The sequence below is a fragment of the Lactococcus formosensis genome (assembly GCF_018403745.1).
GTDB lineage: Bacteria > Bacillota > Bacilli > Lactobacillales > Streptococcaceae > Lactococcus > Lactococcus formosensis.
Genome location: NZ_BOVP01000002.1, coordinates 58219 through 84297, shown reverse-complemented (window position 1 = coordinate 84297; position 26079 = coordinate 58219). Strand labels below are relative to the sequence as shown.

At 38.4% G+C, this 26079-nt stretch carries 37 protein-coding genes; 35 read left to right on the top strand and 2 right to left on the bottom strand.

The genetic code is table 11. The annotated features are described in order from the left end of the window. Positions 1 to 116 precede the first annotated feature (116 nt). From rpsU to KJS37_RS02745, 8 genes are all read left to right on the top strand, one after another. A complete protein-coding gene (gene rpsU / locus KJS37_RS02780; RefSeq protein WP_003134539.1) occupies positions 117 to 293 on the top strand; it encodes a 30S ribosomal protein S21 in 177 nt (58 codons plus the stop codon). 186 nt (positions 294 to 479) lie between these two features. Next, entirely contained in the window at positions 480 to 1424 is a 945-nt protein-coding gene (gene comGA, locus KJS37_RS02775) for a competence type IV pilus ATPase ComGA (protein ID WP_213495790.1), read from the top strand. Continuing rightward, a complete protein-coding gene (comGB, locus tag KJS37_RS02770) occupies positions 1363 to 2382 on the top strand; it encodes a competence type IV pilus assembly protein ComGB (protein WP_276512719.1) in 1020 nt (339 codons plus the stop codon). Before comGA ends, comGB begins: the two co-directional genes overlap by 62 nt. A gap of 18 nt (positions 2383 to 2400) precedes the next feature. Then, positions 2401 to 2706: a competence type IV pilus major pilin ComGC gene (gene comGC / locus KJS37_RS02765; protein WP_017368746.1), complete on the top strand. Its 306-nt coding sequence runs from the start codon at positions 2401 to 2403 to the stop codon at positions 2704 to 2706. After that, positions 2681 to 3097, top strand: a complete 417-nt coding sequence (gene comGD, locus KJS37_RS10450; RefSeq protein WP_165711775.1) for a competence type IV pilus minor pilin ComGD — start codon at positions 2681 to 2683, stop codon at positions 3095 to 3097. Before comGC ends, comGD begins: the two co-directional genes overlap by 26 nt. Next, positions 3069 to 3362: a competence type IV pilus minor pilin ComGE gene (comGE, locus tag KJS37_RS02755; RefSeq protein ID WP_244851315.1), complete on the top strand. Its 294-nt coding sequence runs from the start codon at positions 3069 to 3071 to the stop codon at positions 3360 to 3362. Before comGD ends, comGE begins: the two co-directional genes overlap by 29 nt. Continuing rightward, a complete protein-coding gene (gene comGF / locus KJS37_RS02750) occupies positions 3343 to 3783 on the top strand; it encodes a competence type IV pilus minor pilin ComGF (protein ID WP_017368749.1) in 441 nt (146 codons plus the stop codon). Before comGE ends, comGF begins: the two co-directional genes overlap by 20 nt. A gap of 235 nt (positions 3784 to 4018) precedes the next feature. Continuing rightward, positions 4019 to 4864, top strand: a complete 846-nt coding sequence (locus KJS37_RS02745) for a metal ABC transporter solute-binding protein, Zn/Mn family (RefSeq protein ID WP_213495788.1) — start codon at positions 4019 to 4021, stop codon at positions 4862 to 4864. A gap of 86 nt (positions 4865 to 4950) precedes the next feature. On the opposite strand, the gene KJS37_RS02740 is transcribed toward KJS37_RS02745, so the two are convergent. Further along, on the bottom strand, positions 4951 to 5820 hold the full coding sequence (locus tag KJS37_RS02740) for an RluA family pseudouridine synthase (RefSeq protein ID WP_165711779.1): 870 nt from the start codon (positions 5818 to 5820) through the stop codon (positions 4951 to 4953). Positions 5821 to 5895: 75 nt separating this feature from the next. Here KJS37_RS02740 and KJS37_RS02735 point away from each other — a divergent pair, with 75 nt between their 5' ends. The 6 genes from KJS37_RS02735 (at position 5896) to KJS37_RS02710 (ending at position 12569) form a co-directional block, all read left to right on the top strand. After that, complete coding sequence (locus tag KJS37_RS02735) at positions 5896 to 8178, top strand: PBP1A family penicillin-binding protein (protein WP_213495786.1); 2283 nt, start codon at positions 5896 to 5898, stop codon at positions 8176 to 8178. A gap of 168 nt (positions 8179 to 8346) precedes the next feature. Beyond that, a complete protein-coding gene (locus tag KJS37_RS02730) occupies positions 8347 to 10182 on the top strand; it encodes an acyltransferase family protein (protein WP_213495784.1) in 1836 nt (611 codons plus the stop codon). A gap of 41 nt (positions 10183 to 10223) precedes the next feature. Next, complete coding sequence (gene rpmG, locus KJS37_RS02725; protein WP_003134525.1) at positions 10224 to 10373, top strand: 50S ribosomal protein L33; 150 nt, start codon at positions 10224 to 10226, stop codon at positions 10371 to 10373. Positions 10374 to 10378: 5 nt separating this feature from the next. Beyond that, a complete protein-coding gene (gene secE, locus KJS37_RS02720; protein ID WP_003133731.1) occupies positions 10379 to 10576 on the top strand; it encodes a preprotein translocase subunit SecE in 198 nt (65 codons plus the stop codon). Positions 10577 to 10684: 108 nt separating this feature from the next. Then, positions 10685 to 11245, top strand: coding sequence for a transcription termination/antitermination protein NusG (gene nusG, locus KJS37_RS02715; RefSeq protein WP_003133733.1), 561 nt, complete (start codon positions 10685 to 10687; stop codon positions 11243 to 11245). A 46-nt stretch (positions 11246 to 11291) separates the two neighbouring features. Beyond that, positions 11292 to 12569, top strand: coding sequence for an MATE family efflux transporter (locus tag KJS37_RS02710; protein ID WP_213495782.1), 1278 nt, complete (start codon positions 11292 to 11294; stop codon positions 12567 to 12569). A gap of 38 nt (positions 12570 to 12607) precedes the next feature. On the opposite strand, the gene mscL is transcribed toward KJS37_RS02710, so the two are convergent. Continuing rightward, the gene (gene mscL / locus KJS37_RS02705; RefSeq protein WP_165711783.1) at positions 12608 to 12988 is read right to left on the bottom strand and encodes a large-conductance mechanosensitive channel protein MscL; all 381 of its coding nucleotides are present in this window, start codon (positions 12986 to 12988) and stop codon (positions 12608 to 12610) included. Positions 12989 to 13310: 322 nt separating this feature from the next. Between mscL and rpsJ the strand changes: the two genes are divergently transcribed. From rpsJ to rplF, 21 genes are all read left to right on the top strand, one after another. Further along, complete coding sequence (gene rpsJ, locus KJS37_RS02700; protein WP_003129973.1) at positions 13311 to 13619, top strand: 30S ribosomal protein S10; 309 nt, start codon at positions 13311 to 13313, stop codon at positions 13617 to 13619. Positions 13620 to 13633: 14 nt separating this feature from the next. After that, positions 13634 to 14257 (top strand): 50S ribosomal protein L3, encoded by a 624-nt coding sequence (gene rplC / locus KJS37_RS02695; RefSeq protein WP_017368756.1) that lies wholly within the window; start codon positions 13634 to 13636, stop codon positions 14255 to 14257. A 22-nt stretch (positions 14258 to 14279) separates the two neighbouring features. Then, positions 14280 to 14906: a 50S ribosomal protein L4 gene (gene rplD / locus KJS37_RS02690; RefSeq protein WP_003133739.1), complete on the top strand. Its 627-nt coding sequence runs from the start codon at positions 14280 to 14282 to the stop codon at positions 14904 to 14906. Then, positions 14906 to 15202, top strand: a complete 297-nt coding sequence (locus tag KJS37_RS02685; RefSeq protein ID WP_003134519.1) for a 50S ribosomal protein L23 — start codon at positions 14906 to 14908, stop codon at positions 15200 to 15202. The genes rplD and KJS37_RS02685 overlap by 1 nt, the downstream gene beginning before the upstream one ends. 15 nt (positions 15203 to 15217) lie before the next feature. Then, positions 15218 to 16051, top strand: a complete 834-nt coding sequence (gene rplB / locus KJS37_RS02680) for a 50S ribosomal protein L2 (protein ID WP_096368789.1) — start codon at positions 15218 to 15220, stop codon at positions 16049 to 16051. A 212-nt stretch (positions 16052 to 16263) separates the two neighbouring features. Continuing rightward, positions 16264 to 16542, top strand: a complete 279-nt coding sequence (gene rpsS / locus KJS37_RS02675) for a 30S ribosomal protein S19 (RefSeq protein WP_003133742.1) — start codon at positions 16264 to 16266, stop codon at positions 16540 to 16542. 15 nt (positions 16543 to 16557) lie between these two features. Beyond that, positions 16558 to 16905: a 50S ribosomal protein L22 gene (rplV, locus tag KJS37_RS02670; protein WP_003133743.1), complete on the top strand. Its 348-nt coding sequence runs from the start codon at positions 16558 to 16560 to the stop codon at positions 16903 to 16905. Positions 16906 to 16917: 12 nt separating this feature from the next. After that, on the top strand, positions 16918 to 17571 hold the full coding sequence (rpsC, locus tag KJS37_RS02665; RefSeq protein WP_003133744.1) for a 30S ribosomal protein S3: 654 nt from the start codon (positions 16918 to 16920) through the stop codon (positions 17569 to 17571). A 3-nt stretch (positions 17572 to 17574) separates the two neighbouring features. Beyond that, positions 17575 to 17991, top strand: coding sequence for a 50S ribosomal protein L16 (gene rplP / locus KJS37_RS02660; RefSeq protein WP_003133745.1), 417 nt, complete (start codon positions 17575 to 17577; stop codon positions 17989 to 17991). Continuing rightward, positions 17988 to 18197 (top strand): 50S ribosomal protein L29, encoded by a 210-nt coding sequence (gene rpmC / locus KJS37_RS02655; RefSeq protein WP_003133747.1) that lies wholly within the window; start codon positions 17988 to 17990, stop codon positions 18195 to 18197. The genes rplP and rpmC overlap by 4 nt, the downstream gene beginning before the upstream one ends. An 18-nt stretch (positions 18198 to 18215) precedes the next feature. Further along, complete coding sequence (gene rpsQ / locus KJS37_RS02650; protein ID WP_003133748.1) at positions 18216 to 18476, top strand: 30S ribosomal protein S17; 261 nt, start codon at positions 18216 to 18218, stop codon at positions 18474 to 18476. A gap of 21 nt (positions 18477 to 18497) precedes the next feature. Next, positions 18498 to 18866, top strand: a complete 369-nt coding sequence (gene rplN, locus KJS37_RS02645) for a 50S ribosomal protein L14 (RefSeq protein ID WP_003133749.1) — start codon at positions 18498 to 18500, stop codon at positions 18864 to 18866. A 157-nt stretch (positions 18867 to 19023) separates the two neighbouring features. Continuing rightward, positions 19024 to 19329 (top strand): 50S ribosomal protein L24, encoded by a 306-nt coding sequence (gene rplX / locus KJS37_RS02640; RefSeq protein WP_003133750.1) that lies wholly within the window; start codon positions 19024 to 19026, stop codon positions 19327 to 19329. 19 nt (positions 19330 to 19348) lie between these two features. Then, on the top strand, positions 19349 to 19891 hold the full coding sequence (rplE, locus tag KJS37_RS02635; protein ID WP_003133751.1) for a 50S ribosomal protein L5: 543 nt from the start codon (positions 19349 to 19351) through the stop codon (positions 19889 to 19891). A gap of 19 nt (positions 19892 to 19910) precedes the next feature. Then, positions 19911 to 20096: a type Z 30S ribosomal protein S14 gene (locus KJS37_RS02630; RefSeq protein ID WP_003129946.1), complete on the top strand. Its 186-nt coding sequence runs from the start codon at positions 19911 to 19913 to the stop codon at positions 20094 to 20096. Positions 20097 to 20324: 228 nt separating this feature from the next. Further along, positions 20325 to 21926: a Na/Pi cotransporter family protein gene (locus KJS37_RS02625; RefSeq protein WP_213495910.1), complete on the top strand. Its 1602-nt coding sequence runs from the start codon at positions 20325 to 20327 to the stop codon at positions 21924 to 21926. Positions 21927 to 22312: 386 nt separating this feature from the next. After that, positions 22313 to 22714 carry an ArsC/Spx/MgsR family protein gene (locus KJS37_RS02620; RefSeq protein WP_096368786.1) on the top strand — a complete coding sequence of 134 codons (402 nt, stop codon included), beginning with the start codon at positions 22313 to 22315 and terminating at the stop codon, positions 22712 to 22714. Positions 22715 to 22814: 100 nt separating this feature from the next. Then, complete coding sequence (locus tag KJS37_RS02615) at positions 22815 to 23768, top strand: L-lactate dehydrogenase (protein ID WP_165711787.1); 954 nt, start codon at positions 22815 to 22817, stop codon at positions 23766 to 23768. After that, positions 23765 to 24634, top strand: a complete 870-nt coding sequence (gene rfbD, locus KJS37_RS02610; protein WP_213495781.1) for a dTDP-4-dehydrorhamnose reductase — start codon at positions 23765 to 23767, stop codon at positions 24632 to 24634. Before KJS37_RS02615 ends, rfbD begins: the two co-directional genes overlap by 4 nt. A gap of 330 nt (positions 24635 to 24964) precedes the next feature. Continuing rightward, on the top strand, positions 24965 to 25363 hold the full coding sequence (rpsH, locus tag KJS37_RS02605; protein ID WP_003133755.1) for a 30S ribosomal protein S8: 399 nt from the start codon (positions 24965 to 24967) through the stop codon (positions 25361 to 25363). A gap of 87 nt (positions 25364 to 25450) precedes the next feature. After that, positions 25451 to 25987: a 50S ribosomal protein L6 gene (gene rplF, locus KJS37_RS02600; protein ID WP_019291431.1), complete on the top strand. Its 537-nt coding sequence runs from the start codon at positions 25451 to 25453 to the stop codon at positions 25985 to 25987. The last annotated feature ends 92 nt before the right edge of the window (positions 25988 to 26079 follow it).

Here is a 26079-nt window from a genome sequence, read left to right as displayed (position 1 = left end):
GCAGAGGTAATCTGCTTTTTTATTTTATATATCCAGTTGACAAACCTACAGCCATTTGATAGAATGTTAGGAGTGCTCTTTAAGAGTAAATACGAAAATGAAATGGGGTGAAATCAATGTCAAAAACTATCGTTCGTAAAAATGAATCGCTTGACGACGCTCTCCGCCGTTTCAAACGTTCAGTAACAAAAGCTGGAACTCTTCAAGAGCTCCGCAAACGTGAACACTACGAAAAACCTTCTGTAAAAGCTAAACGTAAATCAGAAGCTGCACGTAAACGTAAAAAATTCTAATTGAAAATTTTAAACCTGCCATTGGGCAGGTTTTTTTTATTACTCTTGCCTTTATTCGGCATTGAGAAAGGATATTAAGTATTCAACAAAGCTTATTATAAATTTTCTGCTCATTTTTTTGAAAAAATTGTGATAACTTGCTAACTTTATCGTATTAATAAATAAGCTTAGCTAAGGAGGGCAATGATGATACAGGTTTTGGCAAAAACCCTTTTACAAAAAGCAGTAGATCAGATGGTGCATGATCTTTACTTAATAGCCTTAGAGGGAAGGTATTCTCTATATTTTCGTACAGCAACAGAAAGGAGATTTGAAGAAGAAGTCTCCCTTGAACAAGGGCAAGCTCTGATCGCTCATATGAAATTTTTATCTGGTATGAATCTAGGTGAAAGCAGACGCGTACAGTTGGGGGCTTGCACTTATAGTTTAGATAAAGGTAAGCAACGCTTACGTTTATCTACTGTAGGGGATTTTCATGGTCAAGAAAGTATGGTTATTCGATTCTTGCATCATCAACAAAACCAACTTTATTTTTGGAACTCAGAGCTCTTTAACACTTTTCTGGGTGGAAGAGGACTTTATCTATTTTCAGGACCTGTGGGGTCAGGTAAGACCAGCCTTATGTACAAGTTTGCAAGAGAGTTTTTTAAGGATCAACAAGTTATTTGTATAGAAGATCCTGTGGAGTTAGTGGAAGCTGAGTTTTTACAACTTCAAGTCAATAAAGTTATAGGGAATGATTACGATGCCTTGATTAAACTTTCTCTTCGCCATAGACCTGATTTACTCATTGTTGGTGAAATTAGGGACAGTCAGACGGCTAAGGCTGTGCTCCGTGCAAGCCTGACTGGGTATACGGTATTCTCCACTGTTCATGCACGCTCAATATCGGGTGTAGTTGCACGCCTAAAAGAACTTGGATTAACTGATTGGGAACTACAATCTAGTCTTCAGCGAGTGATTTATCAGCGGTTAATTGCAGGAAAGGGATTACTTGTTTGTGAAAAAGAAAAGTTTGAAGAATGGCAACCAGACGAATGGAATGACCAGATTGATCAGTTGGTTGCAGATGGATTTATCTCAGCTGCTACAGCTGCGCGTGAAAAAATTGAGTTTAGCGAAGCAGATTAAACTTATTCAACTCATGAATAATCTTTTCAAAAGTGGTTTCCACCTCTCTGAAATTATTGATTTTCTTGAACGGTCGGGACTAACAGAGCAATATTTTATTTCCAAAATGCGTGAAGGTTTACTCAAAGGACAAAGTTTCTCTGGTATTTTAGCGGAGCTCAAATTTTATGAGGATATTGTGACTCAGCTCTCTTTGGCCGAGTCTCATGGGAATGTTGAGTATACTTTGGGGCTGATTGAAGAAAAACTGATACGCGTTTTGAACATCCGCAGAAAGCTCATCCAAGTCTCCACTTACCCGCTCGTTCTTCTGGCATTTCTAATCTTTATCATGCTAGGCTTGAAAAATTATTTACTGCCTCAACTGGACGAAAACAGAGGATTAGCAACTTATGCTATACAAAATCTTCCGACCATCTTTTTAGGGTGCCTCTTCGGTTTGCTTGTTTTCTTTTACCTGTGCAGATACTATTGGAAGAAAAAAACTGCTTTAGAAGCGATGAGGATGATGGTTAAAATACCTTTTGTTGGCCGTTTTGTCCAGCTTTATTTGACGGCTTATTTTTCAAGAGAATGGGGAAACTTAATTGCCCAAGCAGTTGACTTACGTCAGATTTGTTTCATTATGCAAGAACAAAAAAGTCGAATCTTCAAAGAATTTGGTGTTGAATTCCTTCAAATATTAGATAGTGGTCAGAAGTTTGAAGATGCTCTTCGATTTTACCCCATATTTACCAAGGAGCTGGCATTAATTGTGGAATATGGTGAACTAAAGGCTAAGCTAGGGCAAGAGTTAATGGTTTTTTCTGAAGAAAGCTGGTCGCTCTTTTTTGAAAGAGTCGAAAGAGCAATGCAACTTATCCAGCCTATTGTTTTCTTGCTGGTGGGTTTGTTGATTATATTAATTTATGCTGCAATGCTACTTCCTATATATAGCAATATGGGAAACTTGATTTGAAAGAATAAGGAGGAAGAAATGGAAAAAAAGAGGTTCAAAGCTTTTACTTTAATTGAAATGCTTGTCGTCTTACTTATTATCAGTGTTTTACTTTTATTGTTTGTTCCAAACTTGGCTAAAGAAAAGAAGAATATCCAAAATACAGGTCAAGCAGCAGTTGTTAAAGTTGTCGAAGGGCAAGCCGAACTTTATCAACTTGATAAACAGGATGGTCCAAGTTTAGGGAAACTTGTCTCCGGTGGGTTAATTACACAGAAGCAAGCCGATAGCTACAATGATTATTATACTAAGAACCCTAATGCAAAACGTAATGTCCCGAATTAAAGCTTTAACTTTACTGGAGAGTTTACTCGTTCTTTTCCTATGCTCTTTTGTTCTTTTTCTATTTTCAAGTTCGGTGAAACAAAGTGTGAGGATAGCACGTTCAGAGATTTTTATTTTACAATTTGAACGTCTGTATAAGGATACCCAGCGCATGGCTGGACTAAAGGGGCAGCGACAGACATTGAGTGCGCGTAATGGCACACTATATAGCCAAGAAGAAATGTTGAAAGTCCCAGAGGAGGCTGAAATAAATGATTTCTCTATTACTTTTGATCAAAAATCAGGCAATTCGAGCCTACAAAAAATCACAATATTTCTTCCCTATCAGAAAAAAACGATCTCTTATCAATTGGAAATTGGAAGTGGAAAATATAAGAAGAGAATCACTTGAGGCTTATCTTTTACTGGAAAGCTTGGTTGCTATGAGTTTGCTTGTCTTTTTTGTCACGGTTGTTTTAGAACAAGTTATTCAGGTTAAGAAACAGACAGAGATGGAAAATAGGGAAATAGAGGCTCTAAATGTTGCATATATGGCAATAAACACGGGGAAAAAACATTTAAACTTAAATGGTGTGCAGATTTCGATTGAGGAAACTACTTCGCAAATGACTGTCCGTGAATCAGGAGAGATATTAATTGTTCTTGAAAAAAAATAATGTTACGGCTTTTACTCTTATGGAGGCATTACTCGCTTTACTCGTGTTAGCGGGCACTTTTTCCTTATTTCTAGATATGACGAAAATTTTTCATGAAGAAGTGAAACGTGCAACAACAGACTATACCCAAGACTGGCAACTTTTTTGCAGTCTGTTAAGAAGTGAACTCGAGGGAGCAAGCTTAGATAAGGTGGAAAACAACTATCTTTATGTTCGTAAACACGTTCATCTGAGATTTGGCCTTTCATCTCAGGGCGATTTTCGTAAAACCAATGCTAATGGCCGAGGCTATCAACCCTTGATTCATCATTTAAAAAAGGCTAAGATTGATCAAGAGGGGGAGCAGATAACAATTACTTTATCTTTTGAAAAAGGAGGAGACCGCATATTCCTTTACAAGTTTTCAGAAAAAGAAAGCTAAAAGCTAGTATTTTGCTCTATACATTGGTAATCTCCCTTCTTTTCAGTTTACTTTTACAGTATTATTTTCAAGGAGCAATTAATGCTAGGAAACAGCGTTTACTACAACGAGAGCAACTCCAAATGCAGTTAAGAGAAAAGCTCTTCGAGCGAGAGAAGACATATATCAAATAAAAAATTAGTTAACCGGTAGTTAACCAGTTGACTTTATTTTAGATTTATATTATACTAGCTTTATGAAAAAATATACCCTCTTATTTCTTATCCCAGTCTTGCTCTTTTTGACAGCTTGCCAAAAAACAGCAAGTGATAAACCACAAATTGTGACATCTTTTGAGCCAATGTATGAGTTTACAAAAGCCGTTGCTGGTGATAAAGTTGACATTGTTAATATTGTTCCGGCCAATCAAGAAGCGCATGATTTTGAACCAAGTGCAAAAGACATGACCATTTTGACAAATGCGGATGCCATTATTTATAATTCAAAATATCTTGAAAAATGGGCCCCTTCTGTAAAAAATAAAGGTGTTAAAATAGAAGCAAGTACACCCGTAGAAAAAATTGGTGATGACCCACATACATGGGTAAGCCCTAAAGCAGCTCTACTTGAAGTTCGCTACATTGCAGACGAATTATCAAAAAAATTCCCCGAATATAAAGAAGACTTTACTAAAAACGCTGATGAGTATATTGGGAAGTTGAAAAAAATAGACCAAGATTTTGATCAATTGAAAAATGCTAAGAATAAAACATTTATTACACAGCACGAAGCTTTTGGCTATCTGGGGCGTGATTATGGTTTGACAACCATTGCTATTACAGGCCTCGACCCTGAAGCGGAACCTTCAAGTGCGACATTGATTAAACTAAAAAATGAGATGCAAAAAGCAAATTTAAATACTGTTTATTTTGAAGATAATTCTAGCAGTAAGCTTGCAGAAACTTTAGCCAAGGAAGCAGGAGCTAAATTGTTGGTGATTAACCCTGTTGAGGGCTTGACCGATGAACAAAAAAAATCAGGTGAAAGTTACCTGACAATTATGGAAGAAAATCTAAAATCATTGAAAGAAACAATTAAATAACACTTAAGTTTATTTTAAGAAGCGTCCACTATAATAAAGACCTTCCTAAAAAAATCTTTTCATAAAACTCCTAAGGTCTACTTTATCTAAAGTAGGCTTTTTTTGTCATGATAAAAAGTTTGGCTAGGTGCTATAACTACAATTGATTCTTCCGTAAATGGATGTGTGAAATATATTTTTTCTGCGTGAAGCATCATGCGCTGATTTTTTAACGCTGAATTATAGAGTGGATCACCGATGATAGGATGCCCTTCACTGGAAAGATGAACACGTATTTGGTGTGTACGACCGGTATCTAGAGTACAGCTCACAAGGCTGTTTCGACGTCCTTTTTCGAGTACAGTTACATGCGTAATAGCTCTTTTCCCGTTTTCACTGGTAATGTATTTTTTTCTATTGTGACGATTTCTTCCGATATTTTTATTGAGGATTAAGCTTTTTTCGTTAAAATAACCTTGTATGAGTGCCAAATAAGAGCGATGGATTTTATTTTCCTCAAACATTTTACCTAGAATGGGCAAGATCAATTGATTCTTGGCAAAGAGGACTGCTCCAGAAGTTTCCGTGTCCAAGCGGTGAACGACATGTACGGGGTGCTTCAAACGAGCTGCCACGTGATTTTGTAGGGCGATTTCCTCAGACGTGTTGCCATGAGTTTTCATACCTTCGGGTTTATTGACAATCACAAGATGTTCATCTTCATATAAGATATGAGCAAGTTGGGGATTTCCTTCTGGAACATCAAGTAGCTTGAAATCGCCGACATCAAAAATAAGGGTAATTTCGTCTTGGGGTTCCACATGCTCCTCCCAGTTTACTAAACGACCGTTACGGAAGACATGTTTTTTCGTACGTAGCAGATGCCTTTGTTTACGAGGGATAAGCCAAGTCTGTTCAAGTAAATGCGAAACACTTTGCTTTTTAATATTTTTTGGTAAAATTAAACTAAATTTCATATAGAATATTGTAACACAAAGGTTTTTTTGTTAGAATAGGCAAAATATAGAATGCAAAAGGATTTTTAAAAAATCATGTCAGAAAAAGATCAAAATTTTAGCCGACGTGCTAAAAACAAGAAATTGTCTAAAAAAATCGAAGATAATAATATAGAAGAAAAAGAAATAAAAGAAGCGGAAGTTCCGCTTGAAGACCTTAAGGGTATAAAAAAATATTTGAGATTGATGGCGCCTTATACAGATAAAATAAGGCAATTTTTACGCCCAGTAAAACGTTTCTGGAAGAAGTATAATTTAACTAAAATTACGATTATTGCTATTTTAGTTATGATTCTTGCTGTTGGTTCTTACTTGTTCTATTTGGCAAAAACGGCCAATGTTTCCATTTTACAAAAATCTATTGATGCGCAAACACAAATTGTGGATAAAAATGGCGATGAGGCAGGGTTACTTTATGGAAGTAAAGGGTCTACAGTTAAGTTTGACGAGATAAGCGACAATATTAAAAATGCAGTTGTCGCGACCGAAGACCGCACTTTTTATAAGAACCATGGAGTTAATCTGAGCCGTTTTAGCTTGGCAGTTGTTACCTTGGGGCGTTTTGGTGGTGGTTCTACCATCACGCAGCAGTTGGCCAAAAATGCATACCTTACTCAGAAACAAACGATTGACCGTAAAGCCCGGGAATTTTTCCTCGCTTTAGAAATCAATAAACATTACAGTAAACAAGACATTCTTACAATGTATCTGAATAACGCTTATTTTGGAAATGGTGTTTGGGGGATTGAAGATGCTAGTCGGAAGTACTTTGGAGTATCAGCAGATGCAGTGACCGTAGATGAGGCCGCTACGCTTGCGGGGATGCTGAAAGGTCCAGAAATTTATAATCCACTTTACCAGGACGGAAAATATGCGACACCGCGACGAGATACGGTACTGCAGAACATGGTCAGTGCAGGCTATCTTACGCAGTCAGAAGCAGACAGTTATGCATCGGTCGATCTGGCCTCTCGGGTAAAAGACACTTATGTTTCTCAGTCAGAAGCTTACAAGTATCCAAGCTATTTCAATGCTGTGATTGCGGAAGCTGAACGTAAATACGGCCTTAGCTTGCAGGACATTATGAATGACGGTTATAAGATTTATACAACTTTGGATCAGAACAAGCAGGCAGGGATGCAGGTTACTTATGACAATGCTGCACTTTTCCCACAAGCTGCGGACGGAACGCATGCACAGTCTGGTTCGGTGGCAATTAATCCGAAAACAGGGGGAGTCGAAGCTCTTGTCGGCAATGTCACTTCGGAAGACCATAACAGCTTCCTTGACTTCAACTATGCCACACAATCAAAACGTTCGACAGGTTCAGTTATCAAGCCGCTAATAGCCTATCTGCCAGCAGTGCAAGCAGGTTGGCCAATTGATAAAGTATTGGAGGATAAACCAACAACCTATCCGAATAACTGGCAACCACAAAATTACAGCGGTGAGTATCTTGGGACTGTACCAATGTATCAAGCTCTGGCAAACTCTTACAATATTCCTGCAATTAATACTTATCGCGACATCACTCCAGAAAAAGGAAATGCTGTTGGTCGCGAGTTTGGTTTAAATCTTACCAAAGATAATGACATTCTTCCAACCGTTCTAGGTTCTGGTATTGAAACCAATCCTTGGGAAATGGCGCAAGCATTTGCAACTTTTGCGAACGAAGGTGTAATGAACAGCGCGCATTTGATTACTAAAATCGAAAATGCGGCTGGGGATACAATCGTAACAGCCAACGTGACACAGAAACGGATCATGACCAAAGAAGTAGCAGAGAAGATGAATTCCATGATGTTGGGTACATTTACCAACGGTTCAGCTTGGAATGCTGCACCGGCAAGCTATGCAATGGCAGGTAAAACAGGGACAAATAATACGACTGACCAATGGGTGGTTGGTTATACACCTGATATTGCGATTGCATTATGGATTGGTTTCCCGAATGAGACAAATGAGCAGCAACAGCTAGAAGGTTCTTCTGAGGGGCAACCTTCAGTCATCTTCCGGAATATAGCCAGCTATTTGCTTCCTTATACAGATGGAACCGCCTTTACAGCTGAAAATGCCTATGCCATGCATAATATTGCACCGATAACTCCAGCTTGGACAGCTCTACGTGATCAACAAGATGCAATTGTTTATCAAGAGCAAAGTGCACAAAACAGTTCAGGAAATATGCCACAAACAGAAGATTCTAGCAGTGATTCTTCTGAAAAAGGCAGCGGATTTGATTTCCAAAAAACAGTAGATGATGCTAAAAATGCTACCAAAGATGTTTGGGATAAAATTACTGGTTTTTTCGGTAGGTAAATTGTTCTAAAACAGCATGAAAAGTGATAAAATAAAGGTAGTGCATAGGTGAGAAAAAGAGTCATGGCACGGCTCTTTTTCTTGCAAATATATGAAAAAAATTATTGGAATAAAAATATAAAAAGAGAATAATAAAAGTGAAGCTTACTTTTTAGAAGGAGGACAGTTTTGGAAGCAAAAAAACGCTACGTAACAGGTTTTAATGGCTTACGTACCCTTGGGGTTCTTGCTGTCATTTTGTATCATCTTTATCCACAGAAAATCCAAGGGGGATTTTTAGGCGTTGTTCTCTTCTTTGTGTTGTCCGGCTACTTAGTCACGGATTCACTACTAAGAGAATATACTAAAACTAAAAAGATAAGACCACTTAAGTTTTGGGGGAAAAGAGCCAAGCGTATTTATCCCATGCTCTTGGCTGTTTTCTTGATTGTTTCGCCTTATTTGTTCTTCTTCCAACAAAATCAGATGAAGGGCCTCAGGTCAAACTTTCTCTCAAGTATTTTTATGGTGCAAAACTGGTGGCAAATTCAGCAGGGATCCTCCTATTTTGCTGATGCTGCAGGAGAATCACCTTTTAAGCATATATATTATCTGGCGATTGAAGGGCAATTCTTTATTTTCTGGCCGCTCATTATGATTTTTTTAGTGAAGGTCATTCGGAGTAAGAAGCACAGTTTCCTTTTGACAAACTTTTTAGCCATCCTCTCATTGATACTGATGATTGCTCAGTATAAGGTGGGGCAAGATCCAACGCGTGTGTATTATGGCACAGATACCCGTATTTTTAGTCTCCTGATGGGAGCAAGTATGGCTTTCATTTGGCCAATGAATAAAATGCCTGCCAAGCTGAATAAGAAGGGGCAAGTTTTTGGCCGTAATCTTTTATGGGGAGTTCTTGCTCTGACTTTAGTCTTGTATGTTTTTATGCCAGCACAAAGTCCAGTTACCTACTACGGTGGTCTTTGGTTTGTTAGCCTCTTGACAATGTTGTTAATCCTTTTAGTCGTTCATCCACGATTAAAAGCAAATAAAATATTCTCAAATAAACTTTTTGACTATATTGGATCACGCTCCTATGGGATTTATCTCTGGCAATTGCCAGTCTTTGCTTTGGTTGCTGCTAAAGTTGTTAATCCGACAAGTTGGTACAATGTCATTTGGCAGCTGGCCTTGATTCTTGCCCTATCTGAGTTTTCATATCGCTTTATTGAACGCCCGCTTGTTGCTTACGATTACAGTAACTTATGGCCTTGGGTAATGACAAAAGTTGAGCAAGTCAAGAAAGAAAAATGGCGTGCCTTACCCGTCCGTGTAATCCTAGTGTCTGCTTTAGTACTTGCTTCACTCGTTATGATCCTTACTTCTCCAAAATCACCACATGATCAGCAGGTTTTAGAAGCTCGAATTATGGAACAACAAAAAGCGCTTGAAGCTGCAAACTTAAAAGCTGCTAATGCGCGTGTCAGCACGCCACTGAAGACAATTGCTGAAAAATATGGCGTTGATCCAGTGGTTGCCGAAAGAGCAAGTAAGATGCAAATCTTTGCAGTTGGTGATTCCGTGATGGTGGCGGGGTCAACCACTCTACAGGAAGCCTTCCCAAGAATGACGATAAAAGCTGTTGTTGGTGAGCAAGTAGATGGTGGTGCGACCATTTTAGCAGAGAATAAAGAAGCAGTTGAAAAAGCAGATGCTGTCTTAATTGGTCTTGGAACTAATGGCACACTGACCGTTGGCAATACAAATTATGTGGAAAAGATTATGGAAGAAGTTGGCGATAAGCCGGTCTTCTGGATTAATAATCAAATGCCACGTCCCTGGGAAAGCAATAACAATGAACAATTAGAAGCGATGGCGAAGAAGTATCCCAACTTGACGATCATCGATTGGCATGGCTTATCAGCAAATCAAAGTTCATGGTTCTATAGTGATGCTATCCATCCGAAGGACCAAGGGGCAATTAATTATACACGCCTTGTCTTAGAAAATATGACAAAAAAATAGAGAGATTTGTATTTTTCTCTTAGTTCTGCTAAAATAATAGCATGTTAAAAAAAGCAGGATTAGCCTGTACGGTGTGCGGTTCGAGAAACTATTCTCTTCAACTGTCAGGTACAGCAAAAGAAAAACGCATAGAAGTTAAGAAGTTTTGCTCGCGTTGTGGCAAGCATACTTTGCATAAGGAAACGAGATAAGTCAAATGTTTAAATTTATTGGAAGTGTTGTCAAAGAAATGAAGTTAACAACGTGGCCGACACGTAAACAGTCTGTCATTGATTTTTTCATGGTTATTGAGTATACAGTTTTCTTCCTCATCTTTTTGATGATCTTTGACTGGGTAACACAAAATGGTATCACAAGTGCTGTACAACATCTGCTTCCATTTGTACGTAATTAGTGATATAATGAAGAAAGAGGCGAAAGCCTTTTTCTTATACAATCCGTTCAGAACATGAACTCATCAATTTGAAACTAAAAAAATAAAAAACAATAAAGAGGTACTCCAATGGACGAAAGTACATTAACAAGTTTTGACCAAGGCTGGTTTGTTATTCAAACTTATTCTGGTTACGAGAAAAAAGTAAAAGAAGATTTGCTTGAACGTGCAGAACTTTATAACATGGCAGATAAAATTCTTCGTGTTGAAATTCCGACAGAAACAGTTCGCTCAGAAGTGAACGGTAAGATGAAAGATGTTGAAGAAAATCTCTTCCCAGGTTATGTTTTGGTAGAAATGAACATGACAGATGAAGCTTGGTTTATCGTTCGTAATACACCGAACGTTACAGGTTTCGTTGGATCACACGGTAACCGTTCAAAACCAACACCACTTTTTGAAGAAGAAATTCAAGAAATCCTTATCGGTATGGGTAAAGTCGTACGTGAAATTGACTTTGATATCTTTGTGGGTAAACGTGTACGCATCATTGATGGTGCCTTCTCAGGATTTGAAGCACCTATTACTGAAGTTCTAGGCGACGATAAGATTAAAGTTATGGTCGATATGTTTGGTCGTGAAACTCCAGTAGAACTTGACTTACACCAAATTGAAGAAGTTGAAGGATAAAAAATAAGAGCGTATCATTAAGGGTGCGCTCTTATTTATTAAGTATATGAAATCTACAAAAGAAATATTAAAATTCGCCCTGCCGGCAGTTGTTGAGAACTTTCTGCAAATGCTAGTAGGAATTAGTGACACTTTTCTGGTCACCCGAATTGGCCTCACAGCTGTAGCAGGCGTGTCACTAGCCAATAATATTATCACCGTTTATCAGGCCGTTTTCATTGCTTTAGGGACAATTTTATCAAGTTTCTTGGCACGTGCAATGTCCAAAAAAATGGTGAATGCAGGAATAAAACTGACGGTCTTATTGGGAGGGACTATTGGAATCCTCACTGCTCTTTTTGCGCAACCTCTCGTGCATTTTTTTGGCGGGCGTGGAGAAGTAGCGACTTTAGGTCAAGAGTACCTCCTTCTGGTTGGGGGGACAATTATTTTGCTGGCCTTAATGACAAGTTTTGGGGCTATTATCAGAGCAAATGGAGACAGCCGTACACCAATGTATGCAAGTCTTTTAACCAATATTCTAAATATCTTTCTCTCAGCTCTTTTGATATTTGTTTTTCACATGGGAATCATGGGAGCTGCCTTAGGTGCAACCCTTTCAAGAGCAGTAGCGCTTTTATATCTATGGAAGAAACTCAAAGATAAGGATTTACAACCAACGAAAAACTTTTTCTCAGAAAAAATAAGTAGAGAACTGATTTTGTTGACCATTCCTGCTGCTGGTGAACGTTTAGCGATGCGTTTGGGTGATTTGGTGATTATGGTGCTTATTATATCTCTTGGAGATCGTGTCTTTGCGGGAAATGCGATTGGGGAAAGTATTACTCAGTTCAACTATATGCCCGCTTTCGGGTTAGCTACTGTAACAGTTATTTTGGTTGCTCAAGAGTTTGGACAACATAACTATGTAGCTATTCAATCATATATTAAAAGAACTTACTGGTTGGCGACAGGGATGATGTTATGTATTGGTTTGCTTCTTGTATTGGTCTCTACATCTTTAAGCAATCTTTTTACCACAGATACTGTCGCTATAGCTTCAAGTAATATCGTTATTCTTTTTTCTTTTTTGGCAACTTTTTTTGTCACAGGAACGACCACTTATACGGCAGCTTTTCAAGGAATAGGCAATGCAAAGTTTCCTTTATATACGACCATCATTGGTATGCTTATTATACGTGTGGGTCTCGGATATATACTGAGTCAAACCTTTACTCTTGGATTAGAAGGTATCTGGCTTGCTGTACTTGCAGATAATCTTTTCCGCTTCATTTTTTTAAAATTTAATTTTGACAGGAGATTAAAAAGATCTCTTACAAAATAAAAAACCTCTATATATAAATAGAGGTTTTTTATTAAATTTTATTTTGAAAGTTCTTTTTCTTTCAAAAGATCACGAATTTCGCGTAAAGTATCTAGTTCATCAGTAGAAACAATCTCTTCCTCCTCTTCCTTTTTAGGGAAGAGTTTGTTGATGGCTTTTATGAGAATGAAGATGACAAAGGCTGTAATCAGGAAGTTTAAAACATCATTTAAGAAAGCACCATAAGCAAAAGTTGCACCAGCAACCTTAACTGACATTTGTGTTAAAGCACCATCTTGAACAAAAAGACCAATAAGTGGGTTGATAAGGTTATTTACCAAAGAAGTGACAATGGCCGTAAAAGCAGCACCAATGATAACACCAACTGCCAAGTCTAAGACATTACCACGTAAAATAAATTCTTTGAATTCTTTAATCATAAGATCTCCTATATAAATTAATATGTATTTATTACTATTATATAGTATTTCTAAAAACATGTGAATTATTCTGTCGCAAAATATCAGCGTAATAAAGGGGAAGCGTATCAAGAACATATTTTAGTTGAAGCAAAATAAATTAAATAAAAGTGAATTATACTCTTGACAAGCCAAAGCCGCTTTGATAGAATAGATAGGTGCTGTAAAAATTACAGTATTAGCGACGAAGCGAGAGGTTGCGACACACCCGAAAGTATTGCCATACTTCAGTGTCGGTTTTCCCGCTGAGCTAGCCTATTAACAAATAGACGAAGGAGAAAAAATGGCAACTAAAAAAATCCGTATCCGCCTCAAAGCATACGAACACCGTATCCTTGACGCTGCTGCTGAAAAAATTGTAGAAACTGCAAAACGTACAAACGCAGAAGTAAGTGGTCCAATCCCACTTCCAACTGACCGTAGCGTCTACACAGTTATCCGCGCGACTCACAAATACAAAGACTCTCGCGAACAATTTGAAATGCGTACACACAAACGTTTGATCGACATCATCGAACCAACACAAAAAACTGTTGACTCATTGATGAAACTTGATCTTCCAAGTGGCGTAAACATCGAAATTAAATTATAAGAAAGGTAATTCTCATGTCAAAAGGAATCTTAGGGAAAAAAGTGGGAATGACTCAAATCTTCACAGAAAACGGTGAATTGATCCCCGTAACTGTGATCGAAGCAACTCCGAACGTTGTGCTTCAAACAAAAACTGTCGATACAGACGGTTATGAAGCTGTTCAAGTTGGTTTCGATGACAAACGTGAAGTTTTGTCTAACAAACCTGCCAAAGGTCATGTAGCTAAAGCTAACACAGCTCCTAAGCGCTTCATTCGTGAATTCAAAGGAATCGAAGGCTTAGAAGTTGGATCAGAAATTAAAGTTGATACTTTCGAAGCTGGAGATGTCGTTGATGTTACCGGTACTTCTAAAGGTAAAGGTTTCCAAGGACCAATCAAACGTTGGGGTCAATCACGCGGGCCAATGGCTCACGGTTCACGTTACCACCGTCGTCCTGGTTCAATGGGTCCTGTTGCAGCTAACAAAGTTCCTAAAGGTAAACGCCTTGCAGGACGTATGGGTAACAAAAAAGTTACTGTACAAAACCTTGTTATCGCTCAAGTACTTCCAGAACAAAACGTTATCCTTGTAAAAGGTAACGTACCTGGATCTAAAAAATCATTGATCGTTATTAAATCAGCGATCAAATCTAAATAATAAGGAAAGGAGATAGATTATAATGGCAAAAGTATCATTATTTAAACAAGACGGCACACAAGCTGGTGAAGTAACACTTAACGATGCAGTGTTTGGTATCGAACCAAACGAAACTGTAGTATTTGATGTCGTTCTTTCACAACGTGCTAGCCTCCGTCAAGGTACACACGCTCATAAAAACCGTTCACTCGTATCTGGTGGCGGTAAAAAACCATGGCGTCAAAAAGGAACTGGACGTGCCCGTCAAGGTTCAATCCGCTCACCACAATTCCGTGGTGGTGGTACTGTCTTCGGTCCTAACCCACGTAGCTATGCTTACAAACTTCCACAAAAAGTACGTCAGTTGGCTCTTAAATCAGCTTACTCACAAAAAGTTATCGACAACACACTCTTGGCTGTTGACGAGTTGAACTTCTCAGCACCAAAAACTAGCGAATTCGCTAAAGTTCTTGAAGCTCTTTCAATCGAACGTAAAGTGCTTGTTGTTCTTCCTAACGAAGGTAACGAATTTGCAGAACTCTCTGCTCGTAACCTTAAAAACGTGAAAGTATCAACTGCTAGCTCAGTAAGCGTACTTGATCTTGTAAACACTGACAAAGTTCTTGCTACTCAAGCAGCTCTGTCTCAAATTGAGGAGGTTCTTGCATAATGTCTCTTTATGACGTAATCCGTAAACCAATTATTACAGAAGCTTCTATGCAAGCAATGGATCAAAAGAAATACACTTTTGAAGTAGATGCTCGCGCACACAAACTCCTTATCAAACAAGCTGTTGAAGCAGCATTTGAAGGTGTTCAAGTTGCATCTGTAAACACAATCAGCGTTAAGCCTAAAGCTAAACGTGTTGGTCGTTACACAGGTTTCAAACCTGGCTACAAAAAAGCAATTATCACTTTGACTGAAGGTTCAAAATCTATTGATATCTTCGGCGAAGACGCAGAATAATAGAGGAGGAAAATCGTGGGAATTAAAGTTTACAAACCTACCACAAACGGTCGTCGTAACATGACTGGTAGCGATTTTGCAGAAATCACTACAAGTACTCCTGAAAAGAGCTTGCTTGTAAGTCTTAGCAAAAACGCTGGTCGTAACAACCTTGGCCGCATTACAGTACGTCACCATGGTGGCGGACACAAACGTAAATACCGTTTGATCGACTTCAAACGTACAACTGATAACGTAAAAGCTAAAGTTGCTACAATCGAATACGATCCAAACCGTTCAGCGAATATCGCGCTTATCGTATACGAAAATGGTATCAAATCATACATTCTTGCACCTAAAGGTCTTGAAGTTGGTATGACAGTTGTATCTGGTCCTGAATCAGATATCAAAGTTGGTAACGCATTGCCACTTGCTAACATCCCAGTTGGTACTTTGATCCACAACATCGAGATGAAACCTGGTAAAGGTGGACAACTCGTACGTTCAGCTGGTACATCTGCACAAGTACTTGGTACAGAAGGTAAATACACACTTGTTCGTCTTCAATCAGGCGAAATGCGTATGATTCTTTCAACTTGTCGTGCTACAGTTGGTACAGTTGGTAACGAACAACACAACTTGATCAACTACGGTAAAGCCGGTCGTACACGTTGGCGTGGTATCCGTCCAACAGTTCGTGGTTCTGTAATGAACCCGAATGATCACCCACACGGTGGTGGTGAAGGTAAACAACCTGTTGGTCGTAAATCACCAATGACTCCATGGGGCAAACCAGCTCTTGGTCTCAAAACGCGTAACAAAAACGCACGTTCTAACAAACTTATTGTTAAACGTATCAACGATAAATAATTTTGCAGCATAAGATAAAGATTACTTTTATTTAAAAGATAAACTTATATCTGTGTGTAAGATATTTTATTGAGATGCCTTCTCGGCGTCTTGCTAAAATTGATAAAGCTTGTCAACTTTAGTAAGATGTCGAGAAGATGTCTATATAAATCATCCGCCAACCTGGCCCTAGTAGCCAGCGTGGTATCAAATTTAAAGGAGAACTCAAAAACATGAGTCGTAGTCTTAAGAAGGGGCCTTTCGCTGACGAGCATTTGATGAAAAAAGTCGAAGCTCAAGAAAACGCCGAAAAGAAATCAGTGATCAAAACTTGGTCACGTCGTTCTACAATCTACCCTAACTTTGTAGGACTTACAATTGCTGTTTACGATGGTCGCAAACACGTTCCCGTTTATGTTCAAGAAGATATGGTTGGACACAAATTAGGTGAATTTGCACCAACTCGTACATACCGTGGTCACGCTGCTGACGACAAGAAAACTAGACGTTAATAGGAGGAGAACAAAATGGCAGAAATCACTTCAGCTAAAGCAACTGCAAAAACAGTTCGCGTTTCACCTCGTAAAACTCGTCTTGTTACAGACTTGATTCGTGGTAAACGTGTTGCGGATGCAATCGCAATCTTGAAATTCACACCGACTAAAGGTGCTGCAGAAGTTCTTAAAGTAATGAACTCAGCTATCGCTAATGCAGAAAACAACTTTGGTCTTGAAAAAGCTAACTTGGTAGTTAGCGAAACTTTCGTCAACGAAGGACCAACAATGAAACGTTTCCGTCCACGTGCGAAAGGTTCAGCTTCACCAATCAACAAACGTACTAGCCACATTACAGTAGTAGTGGCTGAGAAAGAATAAGGAGGTAAAATCGTGGGTCAAAAAATTCATCCAATTGGTATGCGTGTTGGCGTTATTCGCGACTGGGATGCCAAATGGTATGCTGAGAAAGAATATGCGGATTACCTTCACGAAGATTTGGCAATTCGCCAACTCGTTCAAACAAAACTTGCTGATGCTTCAGTTTCACTTATTGAAACAGAACGTGCTGTAAACAAAGTTATCGTTACTTTGCACACTGCAAAACCAGGTATGGTTATCGGTAAATCTGGTGCTAACGTTGATGCACTCCGTGCAGACCTCAACAAACTCACTGGTAAACAAGTTCACATCAACATCGTTGAGATCAAACGTCCTGACTTGGATGCTCACTTAGTTGGTGAAGGAATTGCTAAACAACTTGAAGCACGTATCGCTTTCCGTCGTGCTCAAAAACAAGCTATCCAACGTGCTATGCGTGCAGGAGCTAAAGGTATCAAAACTCAAGTATCTGGTCGTTTGAACGGTGCGGACATCGCCCGTGCAGAAGGATACTCTGAAGGTACAGTTCCACTCCACACATTGCGTGCGGATATCGACTATGCTTGGGAAGAAGCAGACACTACTTACGGTAAACTCGGCGTTAAAGTTTGGATCTACCGTGGTGAAGTTCTCCCAACTAAAAAATCTGTGAAAGGAGAAAATTAATCCATGTTAGTACCAAAACGTGTAAAACACCGTCGTGAATTCCGCGGTAAAATGCGTGGCGAAGCTAAAGGCGGTAAAGAAATCGCATTCGGTGAATTTGGTCTTCAAGCGACTACTTCTCACTGGATCACTAACCGTCAAATCGAAGCAGCCCGTATTGCTATGACTCGTTACATGAAACGTAACGGTCAAGTTTGGATTAAAATCTTCCCTCATAAATCTTACACAGCCAAAGCTATTGGTGTGCGTATGGGTTCAGGGAAAGGTGCTCCTGAAGGTTGGGTATCACCAGTTAAACGTGGTAAAATCATGTTTGAAATTGCTGGTGTAAGTGAAGAAGTAGCACGTGAAGCTTTGCGTCTTGCATCTCACAAACTTCCAGTCAAGACTAAATTTGTAAAACGAGGTGACGCAGAATGAAATTGAACGAAACAAAATCACTTCTCAAGGATCTCCGCGCTTTGTCAATCGACGAATTGGCTACACGCGAAGCTGAATTGAAAAAAGAATTGTTTGAACTTCGTTTCCAAGCTGCAGCTGGTCGTCTCGAAAACACAGCGAAACTTGACGAAGTGAAGAAAACAATTGCACGTGTTAAAACTGTGCAACGCGAATTGACTAAATAGATCGGGAGAAATACATAAATGGAACGTAATCAACGTAAAGTTTATCAAGGCCGCGTGGTTTCAGACAAAATGGATAAAACTATCACAGTTGTCGTAGAAACTAAACGTAACCACCCAGTCTATGGTAAACGCATTAACTACTCTAAAAAATACAAAGCTCATGACGAAAACAATACTGCCAAAACTGGTGATATCGTACGTATCATGGAAACTCGTCCTCTTTCAAAAGACAAACGTTTCCGCTTGATCGAAATCGTTGAAGAAGCTGTAATTATCTAAGCTAACTAGGAGGAAAAAAGCATGATTCAAACAGAAAGCCGTTTGAAAGTTGCAGATAACTCTGGTGCCAAAGAAATCTTGACTATCCGTGTACTCGGTGGTTCAAGCCGTAAATTCGCTGGTATTGGTGATGTTATCGTAGCTACAGTAAAATCAGCTGCCCCTGGTGGAGCTGTTAAAAAAGGTGAAGTTGTTAAAGCTGTTATCGTTCGTACTAAATCTGGTGCTAAACGTCCTGATGGATCTTACATCAAATTTGACGAAAACGCAGCAGTTATTATCCGTGACGATAAAACACCTAAAGGAACACGTATCTTTGGCCCAGTAGCTCGTGAACTTCGCGAAGCTGGTTACATGAAGATTGTTTCTTTGGCACCTGAGGTTCTCTAATATTTAGAGGATGTCGAAATAGCGGGAGAGTATCCCGCTATTGATGTCAAAATCAACAAAAGGAATTTTATTCCACATTTATAAATCCACTTCTATCATAGATAGAAATAGTCCCCTACATGTAGGGTGCCCAGAGGGCGTAAGAAAGGAATATCAAATGTTTGTAAAAACTGGAGATACTGTAAAAGTTATCGCAGGTAAAGACCGCGGTACAACAGGTAAAGTAATCAAAGCTTTGCCAAAAATGAACAAAGTCATCGTTGAAGGTGTTGCTATCATGAAGAAACACCAAAAACCAGACGCTGTTAATCCAAACGGCGCTATCCTTGAAATCGAAGCACCTATCCACGTTTCTAACGTACAAGTGCTCGACAAAAACGGTGTAGCTGGTCGTGTTGGTTATAAAGAAGTTGACGGCAAAAAAGTTCGTTTCAACAAAAAATCAGGCGAAGTCCTAGACTAAGACGGGAAGGAGAAAGAATATGACTAATCGTTTAAAAGAAAAATACTCTAACGAAGTAGTACCAGCATTGACTGAAAAATTCGGTTACACTTCAATCATGGCAGTGCCAAAAGTTGAAAAAATCGTGCTTAACATGGGTGTTGGGGATGCAGTAAGCAACTCTAAAAACCTTGACAAAGCCGTTGCTGAATTGGCTTTGATCTCTGGTCAAAAACCGTTGATTACTAAAGCTAAAAAATCAATCGCGGCTTTCCGTCTTCGTGAAGGTCAAGCTATCGGTGCGAAAGTAACTCTTCGTGGCGAACGCATGTACGAATTTTTGGATAAACTCGTAACTGTTTCTCTTCCACGTGTACGTGACTTCCACGGTGTATCAAACAAAGCGTTTGATGGACGCGGAAACTACACACTTGGTGTGAAAGAACAATTGATCTTCCCAGAAATCTCATACGATGATGTTGATAAAGTACGTGGTTTGGATGTTGTTATCGTAACAACTGCGAACACTGACGAAGAATCACATGAATTGCTTGCTAAACTTGGCATGCCGTTTGCTAAATAATAGGATAGGAGAATAACTAATGGCTAAGAAATCTATGGTTGTTAAAAACCAACGCCCTGCAAAATTCTCAACGCAAGCCTACACTCGTTGCGAACGCTGCGGACGCCCACATTCAGTTTACCGCAAATTTAAACTTTGCCGTATCTGTCTTCGTGAGTTGGCTTACAAAGGTCAACTTCCAGGCGTTAAGAAAGCATCTTGGTAATTTGAAATTGATATAAAAAGGGCATGTCAGAAGCTTAGCTTATTGCCCATGCAATCTCCACGGGGGATTGTGGTTCTAACATATAAAAATACTTTCTCAAATGAGAAAGTTTTTTTGTTTTATAAAAGAGGCTTTGTTACGATATTATTTCTTTATGAAATTAAAATGAGATATACTTAAATATAAGGAATAACAAATTGAGCATGAATTAAAACTGGAGAATTTATGATGACCATCTACGACATCTTTTTCTTATTAGGCGGTTTGGGCCTTTTTTTATACGGTATGAGCTTGATGAGTGATGGTTTAAGCTTGATTGCCGGATCTCAATTAAAAAAAATATTGCAACGTTTAACACGGAATAAATGGTTTGGCGCTCTTTTAGGTTTTATTATAACAGCTATCATTCAAAGTTCGACAGCAACAACGGTCATGGTTTTAGGATTTATTGATTCTTCATTAATGAATCTGAGTCAAGCTGCAGGAATCATTATGGGGGCCAACGCTGGCACGACCTTAACGGGCATTTTATTTACATTTAATATTCAAGACATTGTTCCCTTTGTTATCTTTATCGGCACGATTGCTACGCTGTTTATGAAGCGCAAAGCTTTCAATCATATGGGGATGATTTTGCTAGGGTTTGGGCTCTTATTTTTAGGGCTAAATTTGATGAGTGTCTCTATGGTACCTTTAAGAGAAGCTCCTCTCATGGCAGAACTCTTTACTCATACGCAAATGCCCCTCGTGGGTTTATTGGTTGGTTTTGCTGTTACCGCTTTGATCCAAAGTTCAACTGCTTCAGTAGGTATTTTATTGACGATGGTTACTGCGGGGATTGTAGTAGATTTGCATCAAGCTATATTTATCCTATATGGTTTTAATGTGGGGACTGTTGTGACGACTCTCCTAGCTTCACTCCGTGGAAATAAAACAGCCAAGCGAGCTGCAATGGTGCACGTATGGTTCAATATTATTGGAGCGCTTATTTTCACTGTTTTGACTGTTTTGCCTTTTGGGTTTGTGAGTCTTATTCAGAATACTTCCGAGAATATTGCGCTACAGCTGGTTTATGCACATATTGTTTTTAATGTTGCAACACTTTTTATTTTGCTGCCGCTCTCGAGATTTATTATTGCTCTAGCTGAAAAGAGTATTAAAAATACACCAGATGGTACAGCACAGCTCAAACTAAAATTTATTGACCGAAGGTTACTCCATACACCTGAAATTGAAGTCGAGCATATTCTTAAAGAAATTCAAAGAACATTTGAACTTGTACAGGAGGATTTTGTCGAAGGGACGAATGTTCAAAGTGTGAAAAAAGACAACATAATCCTTACGAACGAAACTTTGATTAACTACTTAGTTCAGGAAATAAACCGTACACTTGTCAATCTTAATACAGTTGATTTAAAAGACAGTTATGCTATTTCTGTCGGAAGAGCGTATAAAATAATAAATTATCTGGCTCAGATTGAAGCATGTACAAAAGACATCGCACTGACTCTAAAAGATTATGATTATTCCGAGGAGGAAGTCGACAAGGAAAAAAATGAATTGGCTATTAAGCTGGTCATGGAGGCCATCGTACCATTAATAGAAAGAATGCTCAATCGAGTTTTTATGTTCTTTAAAGATAAAAAATATCAGGAAGAAGAAACAATACTTTATGAGATTGAAAAGTTAGAACGAGAAATTTTTAATCTTACTCAAGTCAATAGAGATTTACTACGAGCAGACTTTGAAGATATTCGAATTCTTAATAATTTACGAAAAGTAAGTACGGATATCCTTCATATCGCAGAAGTATTGGATTATAAAGGGTAATAAAAGGAATTTATTCCTTTTTTTTTATAAAAAAAAAGCAGTATGGAAGTACTGCTCTAAAATCAAGTTTTTTAACAGATTGAAAAGAGAATTGTAATTGTTTTTTATCATAAATTTTTTAGGGTAAAGGGTCTTTTCTAAGGACCAGAAAACTTTTCAAGGTGTCTTTAACATGATTGAGTGATTAACTACGCTTTCAGTATACTACAAAGTCATAAATAGGTAAAATGAATCTTTTTTATAGTTGTGATTATGTATATTAATTAATAACCGAAACTTTTGATTATATTTATTAATGTTTGAGATTAAATAGATTTATTTTACAAATTAAAAAGAAAACTCTACAATGTTTATAGAAAAAACACAGACATAATAAAGGAGAAAAAATGATTACTATCTACTATCGCAACTCTTGTTTATCCAGTAGAAAGGCGATAAACTGGCTGAATGCCCACCATATTCCTTACCGAAAATGTACGATAGATTGTGTGAGCTGTGAAGACTTGTCGTATATGCTTAGATTAACCGAAAACGGAATTGATGACATCGTGAAGTCTACGAAACGCTGCACCGAGGATTTGCACTGGAAGATTCTCCAGCTCCAACAGATGCATTTTAATGAAGCAATTGTTTATCTTAGTAAAAATGTCGAGATGTTACAGACACCTCTGATTGTTGATCACAATAAATTTTTAGTGGGCTATCATTCCGAAAATATTCGACAGTTTGCCCCACGCTATTATCGAATGAGCAGTATTTTTCTGCACCAGTATAAACGCCAAATTTAATTAAATAAATTAATATCTATTATTAAATTAATTCATTTTACAAATGCTTAATTATGGCTTAATATAGAGATAGAGAAATAATACAGAAGGAAGTGTAAATATGCAAGTAACAAATAGAAAAGTAGTCGTTGTCGGAACAGGATTTGTCGGAACAAGCATTGCTTACTCGATGATTAACCAAGGGATTGTCAATGACCTTGTGCTGATCGATGTAAATCAGGAAAAGGCTGAGGGTGAAGCTTTAGACCTTCTTGATGGAATTGCTTGGGGTCAAGAAAATGTAAATGTCAAATCTGGTGGCTATGAAGAATGCAAAGATGCAAATGTGGTTGTCATTACAGCAGGAATTAATCAAAAACCAGGGCAAACACGTTTAGAACTTGTAGATACAAATGCGAAAATCATGAAATCTATTGTGAAGGAGGTAATGAAGTCTGGTTTTGATGGTGTCTTTGTTATTGCATCTAATCCTGTAGATGTCCTGACTTACTGTGCTTGGAAAGCCTCAGGTCTACCAGCTTCAAGGGTTGTCGGAACAGGAACAACCTTAGATACGACACGTTTTCGTAAAGAACTCGCGACAAAACTTGAGATGGATCCTCGGAGCATCCACGGTTATATCATTGGTGAACATGGGGATTCAGAAGTTGCGGTATGGTCACATACGACGGTTGGTGGTAAACCAATTCTTGAGTTTATCGTGCAAAACAACCGCTTAGAAGTTGCCGATTTACAAACTTTATCAGACAAGGTTAAAAATGCAGCTTATGAAATTATTGACCGTAAAAAGGCGACTTATTACGGTATCGGAATGAGTACAGCTAGAATAGTAAAAGCTATTCTTAATAATGAACAAGCAGTTCTCCCTGTTTCATCATACTTAGAAGGCCAATATGGAGAAGAAGGCATCTTCACTGGTGTGCCGTCTGTTGTAAACCAAACCGGTGTAAGAGAAATTATCGAATTAAACATTGATGCATACGAACGTAAAGCTTTTAAAAACTCCGTTAAACAGTTGCGTGAAGTGATTCAGTCACTAGAAAGTCAAGAATGAATCTGATTATAGGAAAGAATGGTTTATTAGGACGGGAACTTTGTTTACGGTTTGATGCACAAAGAATTCCTTATCTGGCTACGGGATCACACGAGCTAGATATCACCGATAAAGTTGCAGTCGATGCGTATTTTTCTCGTCATAAACCACAAATTATTTATCTTTGTGCAGGCTATACTGCGGTCGAAAAAGCAGAACAAGAAGAGCGACATTTAGCCGAGCAGGTCAATGCTGTTGGTACCGAAAATATCGCGCAAGCCGCCGAGCAGGTGGGGGCATTGTTACTCTATGTTTCCACTGATTATGTCTTCAGCGGCGACTTAGCGCTTGGGAAAGAATGGGAAGTAGACGATCTTCCACAACCGCAAACCCACTATGGCTATACAAAACTATTGGGAGAAAATGCTGTGCGGAGCAACACCACCGAGCATTATATCATCCGTACAAGCTGGCTTTTTGGATGTTACGGTAATAATTTTGTCTCCACTATGAAAAATAAAGCCAAGAATAAAGATGATCAAGTAATTATGGTGGTCAATGATCAATTTGGTTGTCCAACTTGGACCAGAACTTTAGCTGATTTTATGATTTACTTGGTGCAGCATAAACCGGAATATGGCATCTACCATCTGTCTAACGCAAAAGCTGAAACTGAAAATCTTTCTTGGTTTGATTTTGCAAAATATATCTTACACAAAGATGAAGTCAAGCTTTTACCCATTGCTTCAGTAGAGCTTGCATCAAATATAAAACGACCTTACAACTCCACATTAAGTTTAAAGAAAACAGAAGCTATTGGTTTTTCAGTACCAACCTGGAAAGAAGCTTTGAATGCCATGCAGGTGTTAGAAGAAAATGGGGAGTAGAAGATGGAACTACTTATCATTTGTATCTTATTAAGTTTCCTTGTCTTTCAAATGTTTTCTTTTTCCAAAACCTCGATTCTTCAGGAAAAAGCCAAAGAGAGAGAAGAATAGCTTTTTAGTCTACCATATATATTAATTGAGGAAACACAGCTTTTTTAAGGTCTGTGTTTTTTATTATTCTAAAATTAAATGAGGGAAGAAACACCCGAGCCTATTGACACGAGAGAAATAATTTGATAAACTATATAAGTTCGGTCTTTTTAAAAAGACCTCATTAATTTGAAAGTGGGATTGAACAAACCCAAACTACAAATAAGGAGAAATTACATTATGGTAATGACAGACCCAATTGCAGACTTCCTCACACGTATCCGTAACGGAAACATGCGTCGTTTCGAAGTTGTTGAAGCACCTGCTTCAAAAATCAAACGTGAAATCGCAGAAATCCTCAAAGCTGAAGGTTATGTGAAAGACGTTGAGTACGTTGAAGATAACAAACAAGGTGTTATCCGTGTATTCTTGAAATACGGAAAAAACAACGAAAAAGTTATCACTAACTTGAAACGTATCTCTAAACCAGGTCTCCGTGTTTACGTTAAATCTGACGAAGTACCACGCGTACTTAATGGACTTGGTACAGCAATCATCTCAACTTCTGAAGGCGTTGTAACTGACAAAGCTGCACGTTCTAAGAACATCGGTGGTGAAGTTCTTGCTTACATCTGGTAATCTTTTACCCGTAAGCTGAAAGTATTATAATTGTGAAAACAGGTAGTAGAAATACTCTTGATAATTTAACAGAAAAGGTAAAAAAACATGTCACGTATTGGTAATAAAGTCGTTGTTTTGCCAGCTGGTGTAACAGTTGAACAAAATGGCGCAACAGTAACAGTTAAAGGCCCTAAAGGCGAATTGACTCGTACATTTGCAGAAGCAATCACAATGGAAATCAATGGTTCTGAAGTAACATTCAAACGTCCAGATGATTCTAAAGAAATGAAAACTATCCACGGAACAACTCGTGCAAACTTCAACAACATGGTTGTTGGTGTTAGCGAAGGTTTCCGTAAAGAACTCGAAATGATCGGGGTTGGTTACCGTGCACAACTTCAAGGTTCAAAACTTGTATTGGCTGTTGGTAAATCTCACCCAGACGAAATCGAAGCTCCAGCAGGAATCACTTTCGAAGTTCCAGATGCTACACACATCAACGTTTCAGGTTCAGATAAAGAAGTAGTTGGTCAAACAGCTGCTTACATCCGTAGCCGTCGTTCACCAGAACCTTATAAAGGTAAAGGTATTCGTTACGTTGGCGAATTCGTACGTCGTAAAGAAGGTAAAACTGGTAAATAATCTCTTTGAGATTATGATCCGTCATTTGGTGAATGTAAGTTTGCCAAAATTCTGTACAAACAGAAACTTCCCGCTTGCATTTTTTGCAAGAA

What these genes read in the sequence shown, in the direction of transcription:
- rpsU (WP_003134539.1), top strand. Translation starts at nt 117, where the DNA reads ATGTCAAAAACTATCGTTCGTAAAAATGAATCGCTTGACGACGCTCTC.
- comGA (WP_213495790.1), top strand. Translation starts at nt 480, where the DNA reads ATGATACAGGTTTTGGCAAAAACCCTTTTACAAAAAGCAGTAGATCAG.
- comGB (WP_276512719.1), top strand. Translation starts at nt 1,363, where the DNA reads ATGGATTTATCTCAGCTGCTACAGCTGCGCGTGAAAAAATTGAGTTTA.
- comGC (WP_017368746.1), top strand. Translation starts at nt 2,401, where the DNA reads ATGGAAAAAAAGAGGTTCAAAGCTTTTACTTTAATTGAAATGCTTGTC.
- comGD (WP_165711775.1), top strand. Translation starts at nt 2,681, where the DNA reads ATGCAAAACGTAATGTCCCGAATTAAAGCTTTAACTTTACTGGAGAGT.
- KJS37_RS02745 (WP_213495788.1), top strand. Translation starts at nt 4,019, where the DNA reads ATGAAAAAATATACCCTCTTATTTCTTATCCCAGTCTTGCTCTTTTTG.
- KJS37_RS02740 (WP_165711779.1), bottom strand. Translation starts at nt 5,820, where the DNA reads ATGAAATTTAGTTTAATTTTACCAAAAAATATTAAAAAGCAAAGTGTT.
- KJS37_RS02735 (WP_213495786.1), top strand. Translation starts at nt 5,896, where the DNA reads ATGTCAGAAAAAGATCAAAATTTTAGCCGACGTGCTAAAAACAAGAAA.
- rpmG (WP_003134525.1), top strand. Translation starts at nt 10,224, where the DNA reads ATGTTAAAAAAAGCAGGATTAGCCTGTACGGTGTGCGGTTCGAGAAAC.
- secE (WP_003133731.1), top strand. Translation starts at nt 10,379, where the DNA reads ATGTTTAAATTTATTGGAAGTGTTGTCAAAGAAATGAAGTTAACAACG.
- nusG (WP_003133733.1), top strand. Translation starts at nt 10,685, where the DNA reads ATGGACGAAAGTACATTAACAAGTTTTGACCAAGGCTGGTTTGTTATT.
- KJS37_RS02710 (WP_213495782.1), top strand. Translation starts at nt 11,292, where the DNA reads ATGAAATCTACAAAAGAAATATTAAAATTCGCCCTGCCGGCAGTTGTT.
- mscL (WP_165711783.1), bottom strand. Translation starts at nt 12,988, where the DNA reads ATGATTAAAGAATTCAAAGAATTTATTTTACGTGGTAATGTCTTAGAC.
- rpsJ (WP_003129973.1), top strand. Translation starts at nt 13,311, where the DNA reads ATGGCAACTAAAAAAATCCGTATCCGCCTCAAAGCATACGAACACCGT.
- rplC (WP_017368756.1), top strand. Translation starts at nt 13,634, where the DNA reads ATGTCAAAAGGAATCTTAGGGAAAAAAGTGGGAATGACTCAAATCTTC.
- rplD (WP_003133739.1), top strand. Translation starts at nt 14,280, where the DNA reads ATGGCAAAAGTATCATTATTTAAACAAGACGGCACACAAGCTGGTGAA.
- KJS37_RS02685 (WP_003134519.1), top strand. Translation starts at nt 14,906, where the DNA reads ATGTCTCTTTATGACGTAATCCGTAAACCAATTATTACAGAAGCTTCT.
- rpsS (WP_003133742.1), top strand. Translation starts at nt 16,264, where the DNA reads ATGAGTCGTAGTCTTAAGAAGGGGCCTTTCGCTGACGAGCATTTGATG.
- rplV (WP_003133743.1), top strand. Translation starts at nt 16,558, where the DNA reads ATGGCAGAAATCACTTCAGCTAAAGCAACTGCAAAAACAGTTCGCGTT.
- rplP (WP_003133745.1), top strand. Translation starts at nt 17,575, where the DNA reads ATGTTAGTACCAAAACGTGTAAAACACCGTCGTGAATTCCGCGGTAAA.
- rpmC (WP_003133747.1), top strand. Translation starts at nt 17,988, where the DNA reads ATGAAATTGAACGAAACAAAATCACTTCTCAAGGATCTCCGCGCTTTG.
- rpsQ (WP_003133748.1), top strand. Translation starts at nt 18,216, where the DNA reads ATGGAACGTAATCAACGTAAAGTTTATCAAGGCCGCGTGGTTTCAGAC.
- rplN (WP_003133749.1), top strand. Translation starts at nt 18,498, where the DNA reads ATGATTCAAACAGAAAGCCGTTTGAAAGTTGCAGATAACTCTGGTGCC.
- rplX (WP_003133750.1), top strand. Translation starts at nt 19,024, where the DNA reads ATGTTTGTAAAAACTGGAGATACTGTAAAAGTTATCGCAGGTAAAGAC.
- rplE (WP_003133751.1), top strand. Translation starts at nt 19,349, where the DNA reads ATGACTAATCGTTTAAAAGAAAAATACTCTAACGAAGTAGTACCAGCA.
- KJS37_RS02630 (WP_003129946.1), top strand. Translation starts at nt 19,911, where the DNA reads ATGGCTAAGAAATCTATGGTTGTTAAAAACCAACGCCCTGCAAAATTC.
- KJS37_RS02625 (WP_213495910.1), top strand. Translation starts at nt 20,325, where the DNA reads ATGACCATCTACGACATCTTTTTCTTATTAGGCGGTTTGGGCCTTTTT.
- KJS37_RS02620 (WP_096368786.1), top strand. Translation starts at nt 22,313, where the DNA reads ATGATTACTATCTACTATCGCAACTCTTGTTTATCCAGTAGAAAGGCG.
- KJS37_RS02615 (WP_165711787.1), top strand. Translation starts at nt 22,815, where the DNA reads ATGCAAGTAACAAATAGAAAAGTAGTCGTTGTCGGAACAGGATTTGTC.
- rfbD (WP_213495781.1), top strand. Translation starts at nt 23,765, where the DNA reads ATGAATCTGATTATAGGAAAGAATGGTTTATTAGGACGGGAACTTTGT.
- rpsH (WP_003133755.1), top strand. Translation starts at nt 24,965, where the DNA reads ATGGTAATGACAGACCCAATTGCAGACTTCCTCACACGTATCCGTAAC.
- rplF (WP_019291431.1), top strand. Translation starts at nt 25,451, where the DNA reads ATGTCACGTATTGGTAATAAAGTCGTTGTTTTGCCAGCTGGTGTAACA.